At 47.2% G+C, this 21,204-nt stretch carries 26 protein-coding genes and 7 pseudogenes; 18 read left to right on the forward strand and 15 right to left on the reverse strand.

The features are described 5' to 3' along the window. Nucleotides 1-194: 194 nt before the first annotated feature. Entirely contained in the window at nt 195-353 is a 159-nt protein-coding gene (locus IPG31_00920; protein MBK6616977.1) for a hypothetical protein, read from the reverse strand. Nucleotides 354-1,247: 894 nt separating this feature from the next. Continuing rightward, entirely contained in the window at nt 1,248-1,463 is a 216-nt protein-coding gene (locus tag IPG31_00925; protein MBK6616978.1) for a hypothetical protein, read from the reverse strand. Nucleotides 1,464-1,877: 414 nt separating this feature from the next. Here IPG31_00925 and IPG31_00930 point away from each other — a divergent pair, with 414 nt between their 5' ends. The 11 genes and pseudogenes from IPG31_00930 (at nt 1,878) to IPG31_00980 (ending at nt 8,764) form a co-directional block, all read left to right on the forward strand. Beyond that, nucleotides 1,878-2,012, forward strand: coding sequence for a hypothetical protein (locus tag IPG31_00930; GenBank protein MBK6616979.1), 135 nt, complete (start codon nt 1,878-1,880; stop codon nt 2,010-2,012). 33 nt (nt 2,013-2,045) lie between these two features. Next, the gene (locus tag IPG31_00935; protein ID MBK6616980.1) at nt 2,046-2,354 is read left to right on the forward strand and encodes a hypothetical protein; all 309 of its coding nucleotides are present in this window, start codon (nt 2,046-2,048) and stop codon (nt 2,352-2,354) included. 9 nt (nt 2,355-2,363) lie between these two features. Continuing rightward, nucleotides 2,364-2,525, forward strand: a complete 162-nt coding sequence (locus IPG31_00940) for a hypothetical protein (GenBank protein MBK6616981.1) — start codon at nt 2,364-2,366, stop codon at nt 2,523-2,525. Between the two features lie 98 nt (nt 2,526-2,623). Further along, nucleotides 2,624-3,277, forward strand: a pseudogene (locus IPG31_00945) (response regulator transcription factor). A gap of 237 nt (nt 3,278-3,514) precedes the next feature. Beyond that, a complete protein-coding gene (locus IPG31_00950) occupies nt 3,515-4,522 on the forward strand; it encodes a hypothetical protein (protein MBK6616982.1) in 1,008 nt (335 codons plus the stop codon). Nucleotides 4,523-4,567: 45 nt separating this feature from the next. Next, on the forward strand, nt 4,568-5,569 hold the full coding sequence (locus tag IPG31_00955; protein MBK6616983.1) for a hypothetical protein: 1,002 nt from the start codon (nt 4,568-4,570) through the stop codon (nt 5,567-5,569). 121 nt (nt 5,570-5,690) lie between these two features. After that, entirely contained in the window at nt 5,691-6,062 is a 372-nt protein-coding gene (locus tag IPG31_00960) for a hypothetical protein (protein MBK6616984.1), read from the forward strand. Nucleotides 6,063-6,069: 7 nt separating this feature from the next. Beyond that, the gene (locus tag IPG31_00965; GenBank protein MBK6616985.1) at nt 6,070-6,774 is read left to right on the forward strand and encodes a C39 family peptidase; all 705 of its coding nucleotides are present in this window, start codon (nt 6,070-6,072) and stop codon (nt 6,772-6,774) included. 36 nt (nt 6,775-6,810) lie between these two features. Continuing rightward, entirely contained in the window at nt 6,811-7,284 is a 474-nt protein-coding gene (locus IPG31_00970; protein ID MBK6616986.1) for a hypothetical protein, read from the forward strand. 267 nt (nt 7,285-7,551) lie between these two features. Beyond that, entirely contained in the window at nt 7,552-7,809 is a 258-nt protein-coding gene (locus IPG31_00975; GenBank protein ID MBK6616987.1) for a hypothetical protein, read from the forward strand. A gap of 145 nt (nt 7,810-7,954) precedes the next feature. Further along, nucleotides 7,955-8,764, forward strand: coding sequence for a hypothetical protein (locus tag IPG31_00980; GenBank protein ID MBK6616988.1), 810 nt, complete (start codon nt 7,955-7,957; stop codon nt 8,762-8,764). 125 nt (nt 8,765-8,889) lie between these two features. Here IPG31_00980 and IPG31_00985 read toward each other — a convergent pair whose 3' ends face one another. The 7 genes and pseudogenes from IPG31_00985 to IPG31_01015 form a co-directional block, all read right to left on the reverse strand. After that, nucleotides 8,890-9,324 (reverse strand): DUF1841 family protein, encoded by a 435-nt coding sequence (locus tag IPG31_00985; protein MBK6616989.1) that lies wholly within the window; start codon nt 9,322-9,324, stop codon nt 8,890-8,892. Continuing rightward, entirely contained in the window at nt 9,317-9,985 is a 669-nt protein-coding gene (gene nth / locus IPG31_00990; GenBank protein MBK6616990.1) for an endonuclease III, read from the reverse strand. The genes IPG31_00985 and nth overlap by 8 nt, the downstream gene beginning before the upstream one ends. Further along, nucleotides 9,918-10,667: an RnfABCDGE type electron transport complex subunit B gene (locus tag IPG31_00995; protein MBK6616991.1), complete on the reverse strand. Its 750-nt coding sequence runs from the start codon at nt 10,665-10,667 to the stop codon at nt 9,918-9,920. The genes nth and IPG31_00995 overlap by 68 nt, the downstream gene beginning before the upstream one ends. After that, nucleotides 10,660-11,685: a quinone-dependent dihydroorotate dehydrogenase gene (locus IPG31_01000; protein MBK6616992.1), complete on the reverse strand. Its 1,026-nt coding sequence runs from the start codon at nt 11,683-11,685 to the stop codon at nt 10,660-10,662. The genes IPG31_00995 and IPG31_01000 overlap by 8 nt, the downstream gene beginning before the upstream one ends. Next, nucleotides 11,675-12,079 (reverse strand): hypothetical protein, encoded by a 405-nt coding sequence (locus IPG31_01005; protein MBK6616993.1) that lies wholly within the window; start codon nt 12,077-12,079, stop codon nt 11,675-11,677. The genes IPG31_01000 and IPG31_01005 overlap by 11 nt, the downstream gene beginning before the upstream one ends. Nucleotides 12,080-12,103: 24 nt before the next feature. Next, nucleotides 12,104-12,840, reverse strand: a pseudogene (locus IPG31_01010) (ATP-binding protein). Then, nucleotides 12,819-14,296, reverse strand: a pseudogene (locus tag IPG31_01015) (IS21 family transposase). The pseudogenes IPG31_01010 and IPG31_01015 overlap by 22 nt, the downstream one beginning before the upstream one ends. A gap of 208 nt (nt 14,297-14,504) precedes the next feature. Here IPG31_01015 and IPG31_01020 point away from each other — a divergent pair. From IPG31_01020 to IPG31_01035, 4 genes are all read left to right on the forward strand, one after another. Continuing rightward, nucleotides 14,505-14,714, forward strand: a complete 210-nt coding sequence (locus tag IPG31_01020) for a hypothetical protein (protein MBK6616994.1) — start codon at nt 14,505-14,507, stop codon at nt 14,712-14,714. Nucleotides 14,715-15,237: 523 nt separating this feature from the next. Beyond that, nucleotides 15,238-15,483: a DUF1640 domain-containing protein gene (locus tag IPG31_01025; protein MBK6616995.1), complete on the forward strand. Its 246-nt coding sequence runs from the start codon at nt 15,238-15,240 to the stop codon at nt 15,481-15,483. A gap of 220 nt (nt 15,484-15,703) precedes the next feature. After that, complete coding sequence (locus IPG31_01030; GenBank protein MBK6616996.1) at nt 15,704-15,865, forward strand: hypothetical protein; 162 nt, start codon at nt 15,704-15,706, stop codon at nt 15,863-15,865. A 137-nt stretch (nt 15,866-16,002) separates the two neighbouring features. Continuing rightward, entirely contained in the window at nt 16,003-16,509 is a 507-nt protein-coding gene (locus IPG31_01035) for a transposase (protein MBK6616997.1), read from the forward strand. A 133-nt stretch (nt 16,510-16,642) separates the two neighbouring features. Here the strand turns inward: IPG31_01035 and IPG31_01040 are convergent. After that, nucleotides 16,643-17,256, reverse strand: a pseudogene (locus tag IPG31_01040) (recombinase family protein). A gap of 296 nt (nt 17,257-17,552) precedes the next feature. On the opposite strand from IPG31_01040, the gene IPG31_01045 reads away from it, so the two are divergent. Both IPG31_01045 and IPG31_01050 read left to right on the forward strand, forming a co-directional pair. Further along, nucleotides 17,553-17,777, forward strand: a complete 225-nt coding sequence (locus tag IPG31_01045) for an antitoxin MazE family protein (protein ID MBK6616998.1) — start codon at nt 17,553-17,555, stop codon at nt 17,775-17,777. Then, nucleotides 17,774-18,100, forward strand: coding sequence for a type II toxin-antitoxin system PemK/MazF family toxin (locus IPG31_01050; GenBank protein MBK6616999.1), 327 nt, complete (start codon nt 17,774-17,776; stop codon nt 18,098-18,100). The genes IPG31_01045 and IPG31_01050 overlap by 4 nt, the downstream gene beginning before the upstream one ends. 60 nt (nt 18,101-18,160) lie before the next feature. On the opposite strand, the gene IPG31_01055 is transcribed toward IPG31_01050, so the two are convergent. The 4 genes and pseudogenes from IPG31_01055 to traN all read right to left on the reverse strand — a co-directional run bounded on the left by IPG31_01055 (nt 18,161) and on the right by traN (nt 19,675). Further along, nucleotides 18,161-18,559 carry a hypothetical protein gene (locus tag IPG31_01055; GenBank protein MBK6617000.1) on the reverse strand — a complete coding sequence of 133 codons (399 nt, stop codon included), beginning with the start codon at nt 18,557-18,559 and terminating at the stop codon, nt 18,161-18,163. 108 nt (nt 18,560-18,667) lie between these two features. Then, complete coding sequence (locus tag IPG31_01060) at nt 18,668-18,901, reverse strand: hypothetical protein (GenBank protein ID MBK6617001.1); 234 nt, start codon at nt 18,899-18,901, stop codon at nt 18,668-18,670. Next, nucleotides 18,886-19,098 carry a hypothetical protein gene (locus IPG31_01065; protein MBK6617002.1) on the reverse strand — a complete coding sequence of 71 codons (213 nt, stop codon included), beginning with the start codon at nt 19,096-19,098 and terminating at the stop codon, nt 18,886-18,888. The genes IPG31_01060 and IPG31_01065 overlap by 16 nt, the downstream gene beginning before the upstream one ends. Nucleotides 19,099-19,311: 213 nt before the next feature. Next, nucleotides 19,312-19,675, reverse strand: a pseudogene (gene traN / locus IPG31_01070) (conjugal transfer protein TraN). A 197-nt stretch (nt 19,676-19,872) separates the two neighbouring features. Here traN and IPG31_01075 point away from each other — a divergent pair. Continuing rightward, nucleotides 19,873-20,336 (forward strand): annotated as a pseudogene (locus tag IPG31_01075) (sulfurtransferase TusA family protein). On the opposite strand, the pseudogene IPG31_01080 reads toward IPG31_01075, so the two are convergent. After that, a pseudogene (locus IPG31_01080) lies at nt 20,328-20,936 on the reverse strand (dienelactone hydrolase family protein). The pseudogenes IPG31_01075 and IPG31_01080 sit on opposite strands and share 9 nt — an antisense overlap. Between the last annotated feature and the right edge of the window lie 268 nt (nt 20,937-21,204).

Below are 21,204 nucleotides of genomic sequence, written 5' to 3' on the forward strand. Positions count from 1 at the left end.
CTGTATGGATGTTGATCCGAGGAATTACTTCGGTGAAGATCTGGATAAATGCCAGATTGGTAGAAATCACTTAGGCCCACTCACCGCAACACACAAAGGAGCGTGAAATGGCTGCGACCACACCAACGACACTAGAAAGGCGTTGTTGGATAAATCAAAGGCCGAGCCAAATGGCTCCGTTCTGCCGTTAATTGTTAGGTTGCGGACGCAGCATGCCTGATTGGCGAGTCTGTTAAGTGCAGACGCACTAATCCACGCTTCAATGTTTTTGCTGTGACGTGCACGCGCTTTCTGGCGTTACTGGCATCTGCTGCCGCTGGCGTTGCACGGGCAAGCTCGGCATAGTTGCGCAAACCATATCCTGTCTTCTTTTGCTAAACAATGCGGCCATGCTGTTCAATTACCCTGATATGACCGTCCCGCTGACTGCTCGCCTGTAGCCCGGAGCGGACGGCAGTCTTATTGCCCGGTGGAATGATCACTTATGCATCGGGTTGATGAATTCGGAAACCGCACGGGAAATCAGTTCACCATCATAAACCATCGGCGATAGAAGGTATCAAAAGGCGTATCAATTGCGGCTGGCAAATCCGGGATTGCAGTGGGGTCGCTATTTCAGGTAGAGGTCAGTTCGCACGCCAACAATTGATGCGTGGTTCTCATCGACCGCAAGATGCAATTTACGCCAAGTGCGCCGGGCCACAACTATGTTGCTTTTCACAGCGCGATCGTCTTTGCCGTAAACCTTGGAACCGGACAGATCAACAATGACTGAACTACCGGTTTCCGCCAGCCACGGTTTAGGTATGCTGGGAAGCGACGCTTAATGCTGCCGCTGGACAGGCTCCCAAAGTCAGGAGTGGTGATGTCCAACTTTTATGATGCCGGCAAGCGAGTTCCATGAAACCTTCGGTTTGACATGGAGGCAGATCAGAGAAGACTGGCGGATCCCTGGCCGACCTGTTTCTGTGGCGAGATTAGAATATTCTGCGGACTGCCATGACTCCCGTTCTGGTGGGGCGCGCTTTCGGACAGTGCCGCTTCCGTAAGGCTGGTCGTAATTCCCACTCACCCCCGTCGCCGCAATCCGTTGTTATACTCGCGCAGTTCATCACTTTATAACGAGATTTTTCGATCTTGCTACGGCGGCGACTTTCGTTGTATTTATAAGGCGATGGCTTCTCTGCAGGTGAAATCCTGCAGAATTATATGAGATGTGCCATCTTTTACCGAGCAGTTCGATTTATTCAACAGCTTTGCCGGAGTTCCGGCAGGTATTGATCGAGGAGGTATCGCGGAGATTCCCAAAGCAGAATCGTGGCAAAGTCAGCAGCATCAAAAATAACCCTCAAGATCAAGGTTGCTGAATAGACCTTTTCCAGAAGGGGAGAAAATCCCAGTCGTACCAGTGCCGATTTGAACGCTTCAGGCGATTGCGTGCTGAGCGGGGATGCGCTACTCAAGGAAATCCCGGTGCCATTTTCTATCGCGATGCGGATTTGCCATATACCAGTGTCGGTCTCGCGTTTGCCAGAAGTGTCGGATTAACGATCGAGTGAAAGTGATAAGGTAAAGCAGTTTTGGTTTGTTCCCCAGGTACAAGTGACAAATCTCCAGGAAGAAAATATCGCTATACGCTTGATTCAAGGTGAACCTGTTACCAGACTTAAGTTACAGCATTACCCAAAGAATGGACAGCAGGTTCATTTTTCGACTGAGCTCGCTCCTTTTTATGATATGTGGAAAAATAGCTGGTTTGGTTGGGGTTAGCAGCGATATCAGCAGGCTGACAGCGAGGCCAGTTTAGACATAGTTCTAGAACATCTGAGGATAACTATAGACTTTGGCGGAAAACAGATTGCTGGACCGTGGACTCTATGAGGATTCAGGAAGACGAGCGTCATCATATTGCGCGCGAATTGCATGATGAGTTAGGTCAGTGGCTAACGGCATTACGCGCTGAATTGCAGGTAGTTATTGGGCACGTCGAGCGGGATTCCGCCATTCGGTGAGCGTGTCCAGTCGATTAAAGAAATTGAAATACCATGCATGGAGTCGTTCATGACATGTTGCAGGAATTGCGGCCAGTAATGCTCGATAAGCTGGGGCTGGTCGATAGTCTTCGTGAATTACAGAATGACTGGTGTAGACACCATCCACATATCAATTTTGAGCTGATGATATCGGACAGTATTGGTGGCGCAGGCGCATTTGACAAAATAGTTTCTATTACAATCTATCGTTTGATTCAGGAAGCGTTCAATAACGTTTGCAAGCATGCGCGAGCCAGAAGGTGGTGGTGCAATTGGGTCGAGAAAAGAACTCGCCTATACTCCCTGATACTTTGCTTTTGAGTGTGGAGGATGATGGAATCCGACTTTGATATTGAGCAAAAATCTGTAGGTTTGGGATTGCTTGGCATGCGTGAAAAGTTATTGCTGCCGGTGGCGAATTTTTTGCTGCAAAGTTCACCCAGCAACGGCGTTCAGATTGCTGTCAGATTACCGCTTGAGTCGCACAGTTAACTGACGTCAGTGCCAAGCTGATTACCCTCGTTCTGATAGATGATCACCCTGTCGTGCGGGCCGGGTATCGCTACTTTCTCGAAAGTACTAAAGAGATTATGGTGTTGGCGGAGGCTGGCGATGGTGAAACCGGCTGTGTTCTTTATCAGGAATATCAACCAGACATGGTGATTATCGACATCAATATGCCGGGTATTGGTGGTCTGGAAACCATTCATCGTATCAAATCAAAAAATCCGGCAGCGAACATACTTGCGTTGAGTATGCATAGTAGTGAGATTATGGTAAAGCAGGGTGCTCGATATGGGGGCGACAGGGTACCTTACCAAACAATGTACCCCTGAACAGTTGCTGGAAGCAGTTAACCGGATAAGCCGGGGAAAACCATATATTGATGCCAAACTAGCGTCAAATATGCTGAACGACGGCATGCAGGGCGATGGTGATAAGCATCCCTGCATATTCTTTCACAAAGAGAATTTCAGATATTTACACTGCTTGCTGAGGGTAATTCAGTCCTGCTAATTGCAGAAATCATTTCCATCAGCCCCAAGACAGTCGGTGTTCATCATGCCAGCATCATGAGAAAACTGGGGCTTCAGAATACTGTTCAACTCGTACGGCTGGCGATTGATTGTGGGTTAATCCCGCGTATAGCCACAGTTTTTTTTGTTTTTTTTAATTCGTATTTTTCTGAACTCCTGTTTCTGGGAGATATTGCTGAAAAATTACCAGCTGTCAATTTTTGCTAGACCCTCAGTCTGCCCTTGCCTCTGCATCAGTGCCTTCATTGCAGCTATCGATATCTGCGTCAGTACGGGCTCCATACAATTAATTTAAAGAATTTCTTTATATCAAAATAAATAATCTGCTTATTTCCTTTTCTTGTTGTGGCCGGATAATGTTTCATAACCCGACTGCGATTCAAATGATTGGGTTGTAACCTCGTAATTCAAAACCTATGATTCTCAACTTAAGAGGAATTAAAAATGAGTCAATTTAAACAGAAAGTTATGGTGGCGAGTATTGTGCTTGCTTTTGGCGCTGCAGGCAGTGCCTGGGCGAATCCGACTAATACAGCGACTGAAGTTGCCGGAAATCAAACAGCGACTGCGGACAGCAACCAGAGCGGAGCAGGTATCGCAGCGAATGAATTTTCAGAAGCATATGACAATACAAACAACAGTCAGACAACATCGACTGATAACAACAGCAACAACAGCAACAACAGCGACAACAGCGACAACAGCGACAACAGCAACAATAGCGATAACAGCAACAACAGTGATAACAGCGTGCTGAATACCACTGATAACAACAGCAACAACAGTGACAACAGTGACAACAGTAATAACAGCGACAACAGCAACAATAGCGACAACAGTTTTGCCAGTGCAGACGATGCTGCTGCTAATAATGGTAGTACCGCTACTTCTGATCGTTCTGATAACAGCTATGCAATTGGTTCAGATGGCTCAGCATCAGCTAATAATCAGAGCACTTCAACAGCAGATAACAGTGACAACAGTGACAACAGTTATGCTGATGCTTCTGAAGGTTCTGCGTCCGCAAACAATAACAGCACTTCCTCCGCAGACAACAGCGACAACAGCGACAACAGCTATGCAACTGCATCGGAAGGTTCGGCATCAGCCAATAATCAGAGTACTTCAACAGTAGACAACACCGATAACTCTGATAACAGCTATACAACAGCAGACGGAACCGGGTCGGCAGCGGCTAAAAATGGTGATGCAACCGCGACCTATTCGGTTAATAACTCTGCGCTTAGTGGTACGGTGACGGGAGCGGGTGTTGGTGCAGTTGTCACTTCTGGTGACGGAGAAGGTGCTGCAACTCTGACAGCCAGCAATTCCATCTCGGAATCTTTTAACGGGGCGGCTGGAATTAACCAGGTTGTCCAAAATCACGGCGCCAATGCCTTGACACAGCAACAAGTGTCTTTCCAAGGCAACGTAAATGTTAATGCTCAGTAATCTGAGTTGAGCATATTAAGAAATATCTAATCAAGGAGAAAAAACATGAATCAATTTAATAAAAAAGTGTTGGTTGCGAGTATGGTACTTGCTTTTGGTGTTGCGGGTAACGCTTGGGCCAATCCGACGAATACCGCTGAAACCGTAAACGATCAAACTGCAACTGCAACCAGTGATCAAAACAGTGCTGGCATTGCTGCGAACGAATATTCAACCGCATATGACAATACCAATAACAGCGTGGCGAATGCAACGGATGACCATACTGACAACAGCGACAACAGCGACAACAGCAACAACAGCGACAACAGCGACAACAGCAACAACAGCGACAACAGCAACAACAGCCAAGTGGCTACTACTGATGATCATACTGACAACAGTAACAACAGCGACAACAGCGACAACAGCGACAACAGCGACAACAGCGACAACAGCTCGGCTACTGGTGTAGATGCTGCAGCCAACAATAGCAGTACCGCTACTTCTGATCGTTCCGACAACAGCTTTGCAGATGCAGGTTCAGCTAGCGCCGTCGCTAACAACGGTAGCACTGCTACCGTGGACAACAGCGACAACAGCGATAACAGTTCCGCAGATGCAGGTTCAGCTAGTGCCGCTGCCAACAACGGCAGCACTGCTACCGTGGATAACAGTGATAACAGCGATAACAGTTTTGCAGATGCTGGTTCTGGCAGTGCTGCCGCCAACAATGGCAGTACCGCTTCTGTTGATAACACCAATAACAGCGACAACAGCCAAACAGCGGCAAATGGTAATGGGTCTGCTGCAGCACAAACCGGCAATGCTTCTGCCACCTACTCAGTCAATAACTCAGACTTGAGCGGTGCGGTAACAGGCGAAGGTGCGGGATCAGGTGTATCCGTAGCTTCAGGTTCAGCTGATGCTGCTTATGCTGCTGACAATACTATTAGCGCTGCATTCAACGGTGCTGCTGGTATCAACCAGGTTGTACAAAATCATGCTGCCAATGCGTTGACACAGCAACAAGTGTCTTTTCAGGGTAACGTGAATGTTAACCAGTAATTTCGTTCACTAATCGTTCGGTGTTTAGCTGAACTTTAGTCAGTGAAGAGTTGCCGATGGGGAAGGTGGTCCTGTCGGCAACTTCCACCAAATAACGAAGTTATAAACTCTGGAGAACAGAATGAAGCCAATATTAAAAGGTAATGTGTCTTTTCTCTTTGCCCTGATATTGCCTGTTTGTACCGTTAATGCTTCTTCCGATCAGCTTGCAAATGATTCGATAACTGCGGGCTTTCCTTCAACTGGGATTGTTTCGCTGGATGAACTTGACGAGGTACGAGGAATGGGTGGGGTGGATAGCACCGTGCTGAATACTATGAATGTTAAGGCAACATTGACGGGTAACACGGCAACTAACAATGTCACCGGCACAAACATAATTGATACCAGCGCTTTTTCTGGAGCCAACGGCATGTTTTCGGTTATTCAAAATAGTGGTAACAATGTGGTTATTCAAGATTCAACCATTGTAAATGTCACCATAGTGAATTGATTTTGTTATGAAAAACTTCTTGCATAAATTGTTTTTGACCGCTATGACGATGTTGGTGAGTAGCCATCTCGTTGCGCTGGATCTGAATGGAATGGCGGGAGGTGGGAATTATCTTGTCTCGACAAAAAGTTTTGCCGAGATGAAGTTTGATACGGTTTATAAACAAGAATTTGATTTTAGTTGCGGCTCTGCAGCGTTGGCTAGTCTGCTCACGTTTCATTACGGTAATGTGGTGAGCGAAAAGACCGTATTTCTAGAAATGTATGAGCATGGCGATCAGGAAAAAATTAAGGATCAAGGTTTTTCAATGCTCGATATGAAAAACTATCTGGGGCGGCATGGTTACGGTTCGGATGGATTTAAGATAAACCTGGATAAATTGCGCGAATTCAATAGTCCGGCAATTACAATTATTGATCTTAATGGCTATTTACATTTCGTTATTATCAAGGGTGTAACCGAGCAAAAAGTCCTGGTTGGTGATCCTGCGGTAGGTGTCAAAATTATTCCTCGCGATGAATTTGAAAAGATGTGGGGTGAGCGTATTTTATTTATGGTCCATGATAACGGTGGTATTCAGACAGAAGCATCTCGCAAGCAAGAAGAATGGCATACCCATTTGGCTCCGTTAGGGGGTGCGGTTGACCAGTTAAGTTTAAGCGAATATTTCGTGCTGATACGCGGACAGGTGACAGGTCCTTTGGATTTTTAACTATATTGGGTGTCTGGCATGTTTACTTGCAACGATATGATCAAGCATAAAATTTTGCAGTTGGTGTTGTTGCTGACTTTCTTGGTAAATCTTGCTGTTGCCCGAGATACGCTGGCAGATGCTGGATATGCTGACGATATTTTTAGTGACCCATACAGCCAATTGATACGCGCGACTGATGATGAGTTGGCCCAGCAAAGAGGCGGCTTTACCCTGCCAAATGGAATGGTTGTTAATATAAGTCTGGAAAGACTGATTTTTCTGAATGGAATTGAAACGGCTTCCTCATTTATACAATTCCCGATAGACGGTGTGTTGATCCAAAATGGAAGTGGAAACTTGGGGCAAGATTTGGTCGGATCAGTTATCGGTTCTATTATTCAAAATAGTTTGGATAATCAGTCGATTAAAAGTATTAATGAGCTCAATATAGAAATAAGTAATCTGCAGAATCTGGACTTGAGGTCTAGTACAGTTATTACTGATCTGATTATGCCAAATTTACAGTAATGCTGATTTTTGAGTAAAGATACCGCAGAATAATAAAACTCCACTGGCAATGCATGGCATTTGCCCCTTCTTGCCGATAGCGTCTTTAGCTTTAATAGATAGTTGTCATATTCGCTTGAATAGAACCACGAAGATTGTTTAATTCCATAATCTTCTCAAGTTAAATAATCTTTCCCCGTTCATATAATCATCGCTATTTTTGAAGATAGCGGTCATATAATGATAGCTGTATGGCTGGCCTTCTTGATATCACTTTGCTGAACCAAAATGAAAGAAAATTACAATGATGAAAACGTTGGCAACAAAATTAGCAATGAGTGCTTATTTTGGAGAATCTCAAAATACCTTTCTTTTGTCAGTTGTTTTTTTCTCATCAATACGGTTTGTGCGCAAGAAGGGAATCAACAAATTTCGATAGAGCAGTATAGGCAGCTTTTGCTTGAGCAAGAGAAAAAACTGGAGCAGCAACGTCAAGTACTGGGGGAGCAAACGAAAGAGCTTGAACGGCTAAAAAAAACAATTTGAGCAACTTTCTAAACAGTCTGGCACACCACAGTCGCCTATTGTCGGTACAAAAGAGGATAAGCCCAAAACTGTGGCCGCGCAGGTACCCTCTGGGCCAGTTGGCCAGGCTCCACCTAAACCTGCGGAACCGGAAAGGCCGCCAGAAATGCCTCGATTGTCTGAGACGGTGGGGGGGGTTTTAACCAAAAAAGGGAAGTATGTTCTTGAACCCTCCTTAAGTTACGCTTTTTCTGACGATAATCGTGTTTTTGTAGACGCATTCACTTTTTTACCAGCCATCGTAATTGGCTTAACTGATATTCGCCAGGTAAAACGGCACAGTTTTTTTGGTAGCCTGGGTTTACGATACGGCCTGACCGAGCGGTTGGAGGTGGAAGCCAGGGTTCCTTATGCCTATCGGGCGGATATCCAGCGAGCTCGGCCTTTTAGTACAGGTGTTGCGAACGATCAAATCTTTAATGCTGATGGGCATGGTCTGGGTGATATCGAGTTTGCAGCCCGTTATCAATTGACCAGGGGTACTGGGGGCTGGCCAATTCTGGTTGGTAATTTGTTGACAACACTGCCAACGGGTAAAAGTCCTTTCAGACTCAAAACCTTAGATGTAACACAGATCGACCCTAATAACCCCGTTGAGCCTCTTTCATTTAGATTCCCGTTGGAGGTGCCTACGGGGTCGGGTTTCTTTACTTTCCAACCAAGCATAACTGCGCTTTATCCAACTGATCCCGCAGTGTTTTTTGGTAGTCTGAGTTATACCTATACGATGTCAACCAAAGAAAGCTTTGGTAGGGTTGATGCGGGTGATGGTGTGGGGATTACATTCGGTATGGGGTTTACGGTTAATAATCGCACGTCGTTTAATTTAGGTTATTCGCACCAGCATTTTTCAATACTCGAGTTGCTGGTGACAGAATTGGAGGGAGTGCCTTGGATATCGGGCAGTTCTTGCTAGGCTACTCATACAGGTATAACTTGCGAACGAATATCAACCTGTCTGTGGGTATCGGAGCGACGGACAACGCCCAAGACGCAAGACTTAACCTTAGAGTGCCCATGACTTTCTAGTGGTGTTTGCCATCACCTTTTCTGAAGCCAGCGATCCATGCAGTCAAGATAAATAACGGCATCAGGCGCGCTCTGATTGCGTTGTGACTGCCAGAGCATTTCCGCAAGGCACTCCATCGTGTGGTGTGCCGCTTCATGTTCGTCTCCTGTCAATTTGCAAAGTTGCGCAAATTTTGTACGAATGCCAACAGGTTGATCAATCGCCAGTTGCTCACGAATGGCAACGTGCATGCTCATGTGCAAAAAAGGATTGGTTGTACCCATCTCGGGTGGATAATTTTGTTCCAGATAATGTTCGCTGTTTTTCAGGATGGGATGATATTCGGGGTGCTGAAGTATGACTTCAAGCGTAATGGTCTCCATATTGGATAGAGTCTGCCTGAGCTGATATTTTTGCCAGGTATCAAAGAAAAATTGCCGGACCTCGGCTCTGCTCGGATTAAACATGTTGATTCGTGGTGAGCTCCCTATCTTTGGGTAAGTTTTTATGCCTGAATTCGCATAAATCCACAATCGGGCAAATATTGCATTCAGGTTTTCTCGCCTTGCAGATATAACGGCCATGAAGAATTAGCCAGTGATGAGCATCCTGGAGGAATTCTTTCGGCACCACCTTGACAAGTTTTTGCTCCACTTCCAGCACATTTTTTCCTGGCGCCAGACCAGTACGGTTGGCCACGCGGAAAATATGGGTATCCACGGCAATGGTGGGTTCGCCAAACGCCGTATTTAAAATGACATTGGCGGTTTTTCGTCCCACTCCCGGCAATTGCTCCAGCGTTTCACGGGTACGTGGAACCTCACCAGCATGGTGTTCTAGTAACAATACACAGGTAGCAAGGATATTCCGGGTTTTGGTGCGATACAACCCGATACGCTGGATATATTCACTCAGGCCACTTTCGCCGAGCGCCAGGATTTTCTCAGGGGTGTCAGCCACCGCAAAAAGTTTTCTGGTTGCCAGGTTGACGCTTTTATCAGTCGCCTGAGCAGAGAGAATGACGGCTACCAGCAATTGAAAAGTGGTTTGATATTCGAGTTCAGTCGTTGGGGCGGAATTGGTTTCCCGAAAGCGTGTGAAGATTTGTTGACGTTTGGAGGCATTCATTTCTAAAATAGAAGCTGCTAGGGTTTGCCGGTGGGTGTGGCGAGATTAGCATGAGCGCGAGCCATCGCGGCCTCGATGGTTGCTTGTTTTGTGTGACGGTTTGGTTGCTGGAAAATATCACCAGAGAATATTTGCTGGCTTTGATTAATTTCCGGGTTGGGTTTTTTTGCTGATTTTTGGCAAGCCTTTGTTTCCTAAAATGATAACGTTCCCGCGCTTGCTGCATGTACGCTGTTTTCTGTCCCTCACTTTCGTTGACGACAAGTTCCGGTACAGCCTGCATGTGGATGCAATCCACGGGGCAAGGCGCAAGACAGCGCTCGCAGCCGGTGCATTCCTGTGTAATGACAGTATGCATCAGTTTGGCCGCACCCACGATGGCATCCACCGGGCAGGCGCGCAGACAGAATGTGCAGCCGATACATTGAGTTTCATCGATGACAGCTACCGCTCGCGGTTTGGGGTAACCGTAAGTCGTATCAAGTGGTTTGGAAGCAAGGTTGAGCAGCCGTGCAAGCTGTTCAATTACGGCATTCTCGCCTGGAGGGCATTGGTTGATGTTGGCCTGACCGTTGGCGATTGCCACCGCGTAAGGCTGGCAGCCGTCATAACCACACTGACCACAATGGATCTGCGGCAGAATTGCATCAATTTGCTTGATGAGTGTAGATTTGTCAGCCATGAGTGTTTTTCTCACACAATATTCGGATCGTTTCAGTTGCCAGATCGGGTCCCTGGTAAATCAGGCCGGAGTAAAGCTGGATGAGACTGGCGCCTGCCATAATTCTTGATTGCGCGTCGGCAGGTTGCATGATGCCACCGACACCAATAATGGGAATAGCTCCTTGCAGATACTCATCGAGTAGTTGAATGACGGCATGGCTGCGTATTGTAAGCGGTGCACCACTTAAACCGCCGCTTTCGTTGCTGTGTGGAAGGTTCTCCACTTCATTCCGGGAAAGGGTGGTATTGGTTGCGATAACCCCATCCATGCGGTACTTGATAAGCAGCTGGGCGATCTGCTCAATTTGTTGTGACTCCAGATCAGGTGAAATTTTGACTACCAGTGGCGTATAGCGGCTGTACTGATCACTTAAGCGAGTTTGCTCTTTTTTTAACACCTGTAACAGATTGTCGAGTTCTGTTGTTTGCTGCAGCTGTCTGAGTCCAACGGTGTTGGGTGATGAAATATTGATCGTGATGTAACTGGCAATGGAGTATACCTTGCGCAGACAGATCAGATAATCATCAACGGCACTTGCCAGTGGAGTATCCGCATTTTTTCCGATATTAATGCCCAATATTCCCTGATAACGAGCATTGGCAACATTGATCAGGAGGCTGTCCACGCCTTCATTGTTGAACCCCATACGATTGATGATCGCCTGTGCTTCAGGAATCCGGAATAATCGTGGTCGGGGATTGCCTGACTGCGGACGGGGTGTGACTGTGCCAATTTCGATGAAACCAAAACCCAGCGCGGCAAGTGCATCGAGGTAAGCGCCGTTTTTGTCGAGACCGGCCGCCAGTCCCACCGGATTGGGAAAGGATAACCCCATTACCTGTATTGGCGTGCAGGCAATGGGTTGGCAGGTCATTAAACCTGTACGATGGAGTAGATCGAGAGACCGAAGCGTTACCGTATGGGCGGTTTCGGGATCCAGCAGAAAAAGGAGTGGGCGCAGCAGGTTATAGGGCATCGAGACCGTTTGTTTGGGGAATAGCATGCTTTTCTTGCCACTGGTTATCTACGAAAACTTGTAAGGGTCTGAAATTCGACTTGTAGCACATTTTGCGATTATCTGCGATCCAGTAACCTAAATAAAGATAGGGCAGGTGCTTGCTGCGACACTGTTCGATCTGCCAGAGGATGTTGAATGTTCCGTAACTGGCATTACTAATATCCGGATCAAAGAAGGTATAAACCGATGATAAACCATCTGGCACCTGATCGATGATACTGACCATCCGTAGTTGATTATTTTCATGAAAAGTAACCAAGTATGAATTGACATTACTTTTTAGCAGAAAATCACGATATTGTGCATGATATCTCGCGTCAATTATCTTGGCCGCTTTGACGACAATTATGATGGCCGGTTGAGTTTATTAGCTACTTCATGATTTTTTCTGGTTTTTCCTCCTATAACTTTCACTGTCGATTTCGATGATAGTTGCGTGATGGATGATCCGGTCGATGGCGGCAACAGTCATCATGGTGTCGGGGAAGATTTGATCCCACTGGCTAAAAGGCTGGTTTGAAGTAATGATGAGACTTCCGCTTTCATAGCGATGGGCAATGAAGTCAAACAATACTTGTGTTTCGAATCGGTCTTTTTGACATAGCCGATATCATCAACGATCAGTACACGGTATTTATCCAGCCGCGTCATGGCGGACATCAAGTCCAGTTCTTTCCTGGCTTGCTGCAGGAGTTGAACGAGTGCGGTAGCTGATATCCACTTGACGCGGATGCCTTGTTCAATCAAATGCAACCCCAATGCTGCCGCCACATGTGATTTGCCGACACCGGAGGGACCGATCAGCAACACATTGTCTGCCTGGCTCGCCCAGTAGGTATTGTCGCGCAGCGTGATGATTTTTTTCTGAGCGGCTTGAGGCAGTTCGGTCAGAGCCAGAGTGGCAAAGCTTTTGCCGCGCGGTAGTCTGGCTTCATGCGTCCAGTTTCTGATTCTGCTTTGGAAGCGCTGGGCGACTTCCTGTTCGCACAGGGCGGCGAGATATTGGCTGTAGCTCCAGGCGTGTTCTGCGGCTTGATCCTGGAAGTGCCGGTAATGCTGGCCAAAGGCAGGGAGTCTGAGTTCCTTGAGCATCAGTGGGAGCGATTCAGACATGAGCTGCCTCCTTGTGTTGCCCAGTTTCCGCTGAGGAGTTGATCGTAGGTATCCGCAGTGTGTTGTTTGATTGGGATGTCCGGCTGCGGCGCATGCTGTCGCAGAAATCGCTTTTGCAGTGTTTGCAGTTCAGGTAGCGGATGTTGTTGCAACAATTCAGCGGCCAACTGGCTCTCGCAATCATAGTCGTAGGCAAAACGCAGCACCGATACCATCCATTTGCAAGCGAGTCCGGGATCAAATTGTTGTTGTACCCGCGCCCACAGCTGGTGATACTGTGGCGTTGGCAACAGATCATCCCGCAGCCGGGAAAAGCGAAAGGCTTGTGGCTTTGCCGCCAATGCATGAATCACATGACGGTAATCGATGCGCCGGGCGCGTCCTTCTGGCGCTTTCGGATACGCGCGCGGTAAGGTAATGACCGGTGTTTGGCCAACAAAGCATTCCAGACGATCGTGATAGAGATGAACCCGGATGTTCTCGCCAATGAGTCTGGATGGCACACTGTAGAGTCCCCGTTTGACCGCTATGGTGCTACTGGTGGTCACTTTGACGGTCAGTTCACTGAAGTCCATGAAGCGGTAGCGTGGCAGTGGCTGGAGATGCGATTGCTCTTCCGCCAATCGCCCCCTGCAGCGCAGATTGAGCTTATCGACGATCCGTTCAAGAAAACGGCGGTAGGCACCCACACTTTCGAAATCCGCAGATCCCCGCAGTTTGATCGCCTGCTCAATCCGGTGTTTGAGCGAACCATGGGCATTTTCTACGGCGCCATTTTCATGGCTGACGCCCAGGTTATTGACCGTAGGCTTCATGCCATAGTGTTGACACAGCGCCGCATAAGATTGCGTGAGTTCTTGTTTTTGGCTCGCATTGACGTATGCGGCACTCAGGCTGTCGGTGCGATGTTCCCTGGGCACGCCGCCCAGTTTATGCAAGGCGGTCTGCAATCCATCGGCCAACGCACTATAACTTTCCCCGCCCCGGATGATATGAACCGCGCGCCAATGACTATAAGCCAGACGAAACTGATACAGCAGGTGATCAAATGGTTTGCCTGCAATCGTAATTGCCGTGCGCGGCCGGGTAAAATCGGACAACCCCTGGTGCCCGGCAGGCACCGACTGGCAAAACATGACCGCCTTACCGGGACCTTGCGTTGCCCGCCAGTGTTTTACACGGCGCTGCAAGCTTCTGAGAAATTTCTCCGGGTATTGGCCGGGATATCGATCATCCAGGTACTCCCAAAGCGTAGTCCCGGTCAGTTCAAGTTCCCCGTACAGCAATGGAACCAATTCGGTCTCCCAAACCAGCGCAAAAGGATCCTGGCGCGTGCGCCATTGCCGTTGCGACTTCTCCACCCGCACACCCTTCTCAATCCTGCGGCCACTGCGGATACTTACCCCGCTTTCGCAGTCGCTGTCTCCTGACCATGCCCTATCTGACGATTCTTCATATAAATAGCTTCCTGTTGATGAGTGATATGTTTTCCAGGGCAAGTTCTTTCTCCTTATATAGAAAAGAACTCATACTGATACTTTCACTCAACCGGTCAAGATAATTGTCGCCTGACCGGACAGGTTAATTGTCGTCTAATAGGGGGCAAGCGCAAACGTAACAAGGAAAGTTTTGCTTCTACGAGACGGGTGCTGTAGGATTTATCGATGTACAAAATAATATTCAACAAAGATCAAAGAGAGGGGTTGGCCAGTGTTTCAGATAACGTCGCCATCGCTTCGGTTATCGCGGCATTACTGGGTGGATTTGTTGAAGAGAAGGTGACCATTATTGGTGTATTAACATTATTTTTGTTAGCTGTTATTTTTCTGATGGTTTCATATATATTGCGTAAAGGAGAAGAGAATGGCTATTGAATCATTGATAGGCTTGGCTATTTTCGCGGCGATTATGATGTTGGTTGCTTTATATGCCGATAAACACCGCTCGTAGACAGCCCGTAGTTCCGTAGGTTGGGGTGAGCTTGCGAACCCCAACACAAACGTCAAACCAAAAAACCGCCTATGGGAAACCGGGGGCGGTTTTTGTTATCCAACAATTATTCTTCCTTTATTCCCTTCTACAGGCGAAATTGACTAAAATTTTCAATGGCTATGTCATCGTTAATTGTTGGTCACTGCAAATAAACACTATTTATCATTTATAAACAAGCCATTAGCCAAAAAACCAATAATTGATATTTTTATTTAAATTCATTTGGTTACATAACAACCACTAACTAACGATGACATAGCCTTTTCAATGCGCGTAGCCTTCTGGCATGAGTCCGCGCAGGGTGTAACCAGTATAAAAAGCCCGATTACGCGAGGCTAATCGGGTCTGCTGCTCCGGGATTTTTTGTTGTGATACACTTTTATTTTGCGCATCAGGAAAAATGAAATGGCGATGATTACCTTTGATACACATAAATTTGTTCGTAAATTGGAAGAGGCGGGCTTTGACCAAAAGCAAGCGGAGGGTTTGACTGAGGCAATGCGAGCGGCAATTGAAGAATCTGAGCTGGTCACTAAAAAAGATTTACAAATCGAGATCGCGCCGATTAAAGCTGATCTTAATCTACTCAAATGGATGATGGGGGCTCTTATTGCCCTCTCCATTGCTAATTTCTCCAGGCAATTTTTGTAACTTGAGATCCCTGGAATGGCCCGTAGGTTGGGGTGAGCTTGCGAACCCCAACACAAACACCAAACCAATCAAACCGCCCCTGGGAAACCGGGGGAAATAGGTCTTGTAATTAAGCGTTATGTATTAGACGACAATTAACCTGTCCGGTCAGGCGACAATTATCTTGACCGGTTGAGTGAAAGTATCAGTATGAGTTCTTTTCTATATAAGGAGAAAGAACTTGCCTGGAAAACATATCACTCATCAACAGGAAGCTATTTATATGAAGAATCGTCAGATAGGGCATGGTCAGGAGACAGCGGCTGCGAAAGCGGGGGTAAGTATCCGTAGTGGCCGCAGGATTGAGCAAGGTGTGCGGGTGGAGAAGTCGCAACGGCATTAATCGGGGGCATCGCAAACTCGTTTTGTTGGTGTGTAGGAACCCCAATATTACGAGTTTGTTTCTATCTATGAAATGCTTATCTCAAAACGTCAACAGACCCTAAAGAGCAGTCGTTACAATTAAAGCGTGATCGTTGGCTGCTATTAAAGCGCCAACGGGACTTGGGGCCAATGGATGAGGCTTTGTTGAGTGGATGGGTGGAAAACTATCCCGATCTTTATGAACTTCATAAAGCGAAAGAGGGTTTTTGCGATATTTGGGATCAACACTACAGCCGAACTGAGGCTATTAATGCCTTTGATTTGTGGATTAACTCCATACCTGAGTCAGTTTTCAACTATTTTGATGGCATGATTTCAACCGTCAGAAATTGGCAGATTGAGGCGTTCAATTACTTCGATCATCGAGTAACTAACGCCTACACGGAATCGGCTAACAATCACATTAAATCAATAGCTAAGCAAGGACGGGGCTACAGCTTTTACGTATTGAGGGCCAGGGTATTGTTCATCGGCGCAAAACATAAAATTAGACCAAAACCATTTAAGCAGGGGGTAGCTGAAAAAACGATTGGTTATGCTCTGCCGGATGATCTGTTTATCAATTATAGCGTTGAAATTCCACATGAGCCCGACATTTCGTAAAAACACGTTTTCTACACGATTTTACGCAGACCCGGAAAAATAAACGCCCTTTTTCATAAGAACCGAATGTACCGGGAAACGGTTTGGTCGTCAAACTGACCGGTAAGTCATCCAAAATACATACCCAATCTGCTCAACCGAGAGAGAGCAGCTTAATCCCATCCGAGCGCAATTCTCCATTGGGGGACACATGGCGATAGAGTGTCTGCCGGGTAATTCCAATCTCCTTGCAGAGGTTACCAATCTTTGTTTCTGGCTGTCCCATACTGGACATGGCCAACCGTAGCTTTGAGGCCGTCATTTTGTAGGGACGCCCACCTTTCCTGCCGCGAGCACGTGCCGATTCCAGTCCCGCAATAGTTCGCTCGGAAATTAACTCGCGCTCAAATTCGGCCAGTGCAGCAAAAATACCGAACACAAGCTTGCCAGATGCCGTCGTCGTGTCTACAGATGCACCGTGACCGGTCAGGACCTTCAATCCAACGCCGCGAGCAGTCAGGTCATGCACGGTATTGATCAGGTGACGCAGATCACGGCCCAGCCTGTCGAGCTTCCATACTATCAAAACGTCCCCTTCACGGAGTGCCTTTAGACAAGCTGCCAATCCTGGGCGATCATCGCGCCTTCCCGACGCCCGATCCTCGTAGAGATGTGCCGGATCGACGCCGAACGCGATCAGCGCATCCGCTGCAAGTCAGTGGACTGAGAACCATCCGCCTTCGATACCCTCATGTAGCCGATTAACATTTTTTTCACTTGTCACATATACGTTCGATTATGTGACAATATAAATCAAGAGAAAAATACTGTCAATATTAGTCATATAACCCGTCATTTAATCTATGTATTGTAAAAGGTTTATTTGGATTATAATGTGACAAGAATTTTGCGTGAGCACTACGAATGCAAAATGCGTCCAAGTTGAAGATCTCGTTATGCAGTATTTTCCAATGCAGGCTCATACCACATTGGACAAGGCTTGCTGTTTCATGTAACGAGGTTGCTATGTATAATGTTGCATGTAACTTGATAGGAGATTTCGCATGGGGAACCACGCACGTAATGCACGAGTTCAAAAGCACCGCGACGCGCTGCGCATGGCAGGACTACGTCCGGTGCAGATCTGGGTTCCGGACACACGCCACCCAGGCTTCGCGGAGGAGTGCCGCCGCCAATCCATTCTGGTGGCTCAGGCAGACAGCGCCGATATGCCCATGCAGCAGTTCATGGATGATGCCTTGGCAGACGTAGAGGGCTGGACAGAATGATGCGCGGCGACCTGGTGACTATTGCCATACAAGGAAACTTTGGCAAGCCACGGCCCGCGTTGGTAATTCAAGCCAATCAGTTCAGCGAGCATGTAAGTGCAACGGTTCTACTCATTACCAGCACGCTTGTTGCTGCGCCATTGCTGCGCGTTACTGTTCAGCCGAGCGCGGAGAACGGCTTGCAGAAGCCTTCACAGGTAATGGTGGACAAGGCCATGACGGTTAAGCGCGACAAGGTAGGACCAGCCTTTGGACACATTGATGCGGATGTATTAGTGGAGGTTGAGCGTTGCTTGGCCGTTTTCCTGGGCATCGCCAAGTGACCCGTCGTTTCACCCACCGGACGCCATCATATACGGCGCAACCGATAAATTTCTCGTATGCTAGTTGCTGATCATTCGACTTTGCTTGTCAGGGGCATCGCCATTCCTGCAAAGGTTGAACCCATAGTTCACATCAAAATCTTTTTTCTCGCCAGATGTCGTCTGAACACCGGGTTGTTTCAGGTGAAGGTTAAGGCGCTTGCAGCCGGGCTGATCGAATTTAGCTACCGTAGTCACCGTGGCAATGACTGGCTGTTGTGATCCAGTCGTCTGACGGAAAAATCCGGTAAGCGGACCTGTCACAACTCCACCTGACTTTCCGTCCGGCGCATCAATTGCTTCGATCAGTAAAGGCTTGATGTTGGGGTATGTCGGCATTTCCGCCATGGCTTGCCAGGAGAAAATCCCTATAAAGATGGATGTAGGCAGAAAAACTATCTTTGACGTGATTCTCAACATTATTTTCTGATGCCTAGTTCATTGGCAGCATGTTCTATCGCTGCCCGCAGTAATGTTTCCGGGTGTTCGGGTTGGGTTGAGGCGGTATAAATGTTGAATCCAACAACCTCATTCCCAATTGATTGGTTTTTCATAATAGAAAATCCAAAACCAGCCAATCCTTCCTGAATATTGTTCTGTGAGGCGATACCCATTGCTGTCGTAAGTACGCCAACTGCTACCAGTTACGATTCCGCCAAGACTTCCTCCGAATGCTGAACCAAGTGAGATGGGATTAGGCCCCATATCGAAATTAGCCCCGTTGTTGGTTGCCTTGTTCACCAGTTTCACCATTTTTTCCATCTGTTTTTCGTGGGTTCTCCTGGTAAAAGCAGCGGTTTGATGACAGGTAGCTCCTCGCGCATCGACAACAGATATTCCGCTGTATAAGGCATTGCACGGCCATCTTCCTTGAATGGCATGGTAACGAACGCCGTAACGGACATTTTGTAATAAGCATTTTCCTTGACTGATGTAACGTTAAATCCGTATTCTTTCATAAGGTTTGCCAGCAATGGCAAATGCTCAGATTTGAATGTCGATGTTTTAACGTAAACAGTCTTTTTTGCATCGAAGTCGCGAGAACTGAGCAAAGCCGTTTTATCCATTACTAACGAATGGATACTTGAATTTGAAAGGGGGAATGCTCAACAACTGACTGGCAGCCCGTGATGAGTGCAACCAGAAATACGATAAAGAGAAGCTTTGCAGAATCATTCAATTTGAGAACCGGTATCATAATAGCTTTGTGTCCTTCTGTTGATTACATCCCTTGCATTATCAGATAAATCCGATGTGTTTTGCAGTTTCACTGCTGCCATTACTTCACGGAGAATTCCGATAAATCAAGTGCTGCAAAATTGATTGAAGCAAATTCGGCATGAGAAAATCCTGCGCAATTGGGTCTTTTAGCAGTTCCCCATGATTTACCAATCTGCGCTCTTCCCTGGGTATTGATGATACGGCCAAGGCGACTGTTGTAGCAGCAGTAGGATCGCTTACGTTCCAGGCAGACTCCGAAGAATTTCTTCGAGCAGTACGATCCTACCCGATGGCAAAGATTCTGCCCTTCTTCATCGATAGTATCTGTTCATCGGGTTCGCAGGACAGCGAGCCGGTTACGACCAAAGAACTCAATTACTTACCATTATTGGCGCATACATTCGCATGGTGTGAATCACGCTCGCCCTGCCAGCGCCCTGTCCGCCCTGAATACAATGATCCTGATGCGTTATTGTCAGAGCTTGCTACTTTGGCGAGACATTCGCCTTTAAATGATAGTGCTGCCCCGCTGTCACGTTCTAATTCAAATTCTTCCATTTTGGTGTACTCTCGAATATGTAGACACATTTAAAAATGCGGATAACTTTAAGGGTAACTTTCTGTTTATTAAAATAAAAACTGTTTATCCACATAACGCTTTAAGAAGATTATGCATAAGATCTGATGTCGAGTTGGATGTCCGTGGGCTGGTTTGTCCGTTACCTATTTTGCGCACCAAGAAGCTACAGCTGGTGAGTATAGAAATCCGGGAGATACTAAAAATCATGGCAACCGATCCTGGTGCCGAGCGATTTCTATATTTGCCGAACAAACTGGCCATCACCTGCTGAATTCCACCAAGGCCAAGCGGGGAATCGTTTTTTATTTTGCGAAAACGCTAAACGAAGAGTGTTTGCAGGTGTTTCAGAGGTTGTGGCAAGAGCGTGACGAATTGTGGTTGACGGAATCACTGTAAGACTTTACCCAACCATCTGGAGATGTCTGTCAGCTCTTGATCGCATAGGAAGGCGCCATTGGGTATTGATGCCATCCCACTGCACAGTGTTCAGCACCAAGATGCTGGCGTGAAGCAAGAGCCAGATCAATCGGAACTGATTGAGTCATGTTCGCCATGCGCCATGAAGATGGGAGTTTCCCGGTTAGTGGGATGAGCTTCCTGCAGAGTAGTATTTGCTAGCGGTAGATAGGCGGAGAGTACCATCATCCCCGGCAAGCTTCTCTGGATAACGCAGACCTGTCTGCGAAGCCATCACGCCACCTTGGGAAAAGCCGGCTAGTACGATTTTTTTGGAAGCGATTCGCGCCGCTTTTCCTGGTAAATCAGTGTTGCAATGACTCCCTCCGGATGCTCTTAGGCCGTTTTCGTCCTCACATCTTTACCCAGGTTTGTATGTTTTGATATCGTACCAGGCGCGCGGCGTAATCCGCCATTGATGCTGACGGACGTAATGCCGGGGCGTGTGGAAAAACAAAACGTAATGAAACGTCAGTCGGCAAATCGAGCTTATTTCCACAATGGGGACGAAATCATGCCATAAGCGCCCAGCCCGTGCATCCATATTACAGCGCCCGGGATGGATGGGTGCCGATTGTGATTTCAATGGCGGCTTCTGTATTAAATATAAACATTCATTTGGGAATTGACTTGCCAGGGATGGCACGTTAAATTTCACGCTTTAGCATTTTATAGTAACGCAAATAGGAGCAGCAAGAAACGCAGAAATTTTGTCAAATATTGGGGACGGGCGTGGCGGGAGTCGCTTTGAGTTCCCGTTGTGCCATCTGTTATCGCTCAACTTACAGCCTGCAAAATGGCGAAGCTA

Origin of the sequence: Nitrosomonas sp. (assembly GCA_016703745.1) — a bacterium.
Taxonomy (GTDB): Bacteria; Pseudomonadota; Gammaproteobacteria; order Burkholderiales; family Nitrosomonadaceae; genus Nitrosomonas.

Excerpts from the sequence above, each read along its gene's own strand:
- IPG31_00930 (MBK6616979.1), top strand. The coding sequence starts at position 1,878 with ATGAGGATTCAGGAAGACGAGCGTCATCATATTGCGCGCGAATTGCAT.
- IPG31_00935 (MBK6616980.1), top strand. The coding sequence starts at position 2,046 with ATGCATGGAGTCGTTCATGACATGTTGCAGGAATTGCGGCCAGTAATG.
- IPG31_00940 (MBK6616981.1), top strand. The coding sequence starts at position 2,364 with ATGATGGAATCCGACTTTGATATTGAGCAAAAATCTGTAGGTTTGGGA.
- IPG31_00950 (MBK6616982.1), top strand. The coding sequence starts at position 3,515 with ATGAGTCAATTTAAACAGAAAGTTATGGTGGCGAGTATTGTGCTTGCT.
- IPG31_00955 (MBK6616983.1), top strand. The coding sequence starts at position 4,568 with ATGAATCAATTTAATAAAAAAGTGTTGGTTGCGAGTATGGTACTTGCT.
- IPG31_00960 (MBK6616984.1), top strand. The coding sequence starts at position 5,691 with ATGAAGCCAATATTAAAAGGTAATGTGTCTTTTCTCTTTGCCCTGATA.
- IPG31_00965 (MBK6616985.1), top strand. The coding sequence starts at position 6,070 with ATGAAAAACTTCTTGCATAAATTGTTTTTGACCGCTATGACGATGTTG.
- IPG31_00970 (MBK6616986.1), top strand. The coding sequence starts at position 6,811 with ATGATCAAGCATAAAATTTTGCAGTTGGTGTTGTTGCTGACTTTCTTG.
- IPG31_00975 (MBK6616987.1), top strand. The coding sequence starts at position 7,552 with ATGAAAGAAAATTACAATGATGAAAACGTTGGCAACAAAATTAGCAAT.
- IPG31_00980 (MBK6616988.1), top strand. The coding sequence starts at position 7,955 with ATGCCTCGATTGTCTGAGACGGTGGGGGGGGTTTTAACCAAAAAAGGG.
- IPG31_00985 (MBK6616989.1), bottom strand. The coding sequence starts at position 9,324 with ATGTTTAATCCGAGCAGAGCCGAGGTCCGGCAATTTTTCTTTGATACC.
- nth (MBK6616990.1), bottom strand. The coding sequence starts at position 9,985 with ATGAATGCCTCCAAACGTCAACAAATCTTCACACGCTTTCGGGAAACC.
- IPG31_00995 (MBK6616991.1), bottom strand. The coding sequence starts at position 10,667 with ATGGCTGACAAATCTACACTCATCAAGCAAATTGATGCAATTCTGCCG.
- IPG31_01000 (MBK6616992.1), bottom strand. The coding sequence starts at position 11,685 with ATGCCCTATAACCTGCTGCGCCCACTCCTTTTTCTGCTGGATCCCGAA.
- IPG31_01020 (MBK6616994.1), top strand. The coding sequence starts at position 14,505 with ATGTACAAAATAATATTCAACAAAGATCAAAGAGAGGGGTTGGCCAGT.
- IPG31_01025 (MBK6616995.1), top strand. The coding sequence starts at position 15,238 with ATGGCGATGATTACCTTTGATACACATAAATTTGTTCGTAAATTGGAA.
- IPG31_01045 (MBK6616998.1), top strand. The coding sequence starts at position 17,553 with ATGGGGAACCACGCACGTAATGCACGAGTTCAAAAGCACCGCGACGCG.
- IPG31_01050 (MBK6616999.1), top strand. The coding sequence starts at position 17,774 with ATGATGCGCGGCGACCTGGTGACTATTGCCATACAAGGAAACTTTGGC.
- IPG31_01055 (MBK6617000.1), bottom strand. The coding sequence starts at position 18,559 with ATGTTGAGAATCACGTCAAAGATAGTTTTTCTGCCTACATCCATCTTT.
- IPG31_01060 (MBK6617001.1), bottom strand. The coding sequence starts at position 18,901 with ATGGAAAAAATGGTGAAACTGGTGAACAAGGCAACCAACAACGGGGCT.
- IPG31_01065 (MBK6617002.1), bottom strand. The coding sequence starts at position 19,098 with ATGAAAGAATACGGATTTAACGTTACATCAGTCAAGGAAAATGCTTAT.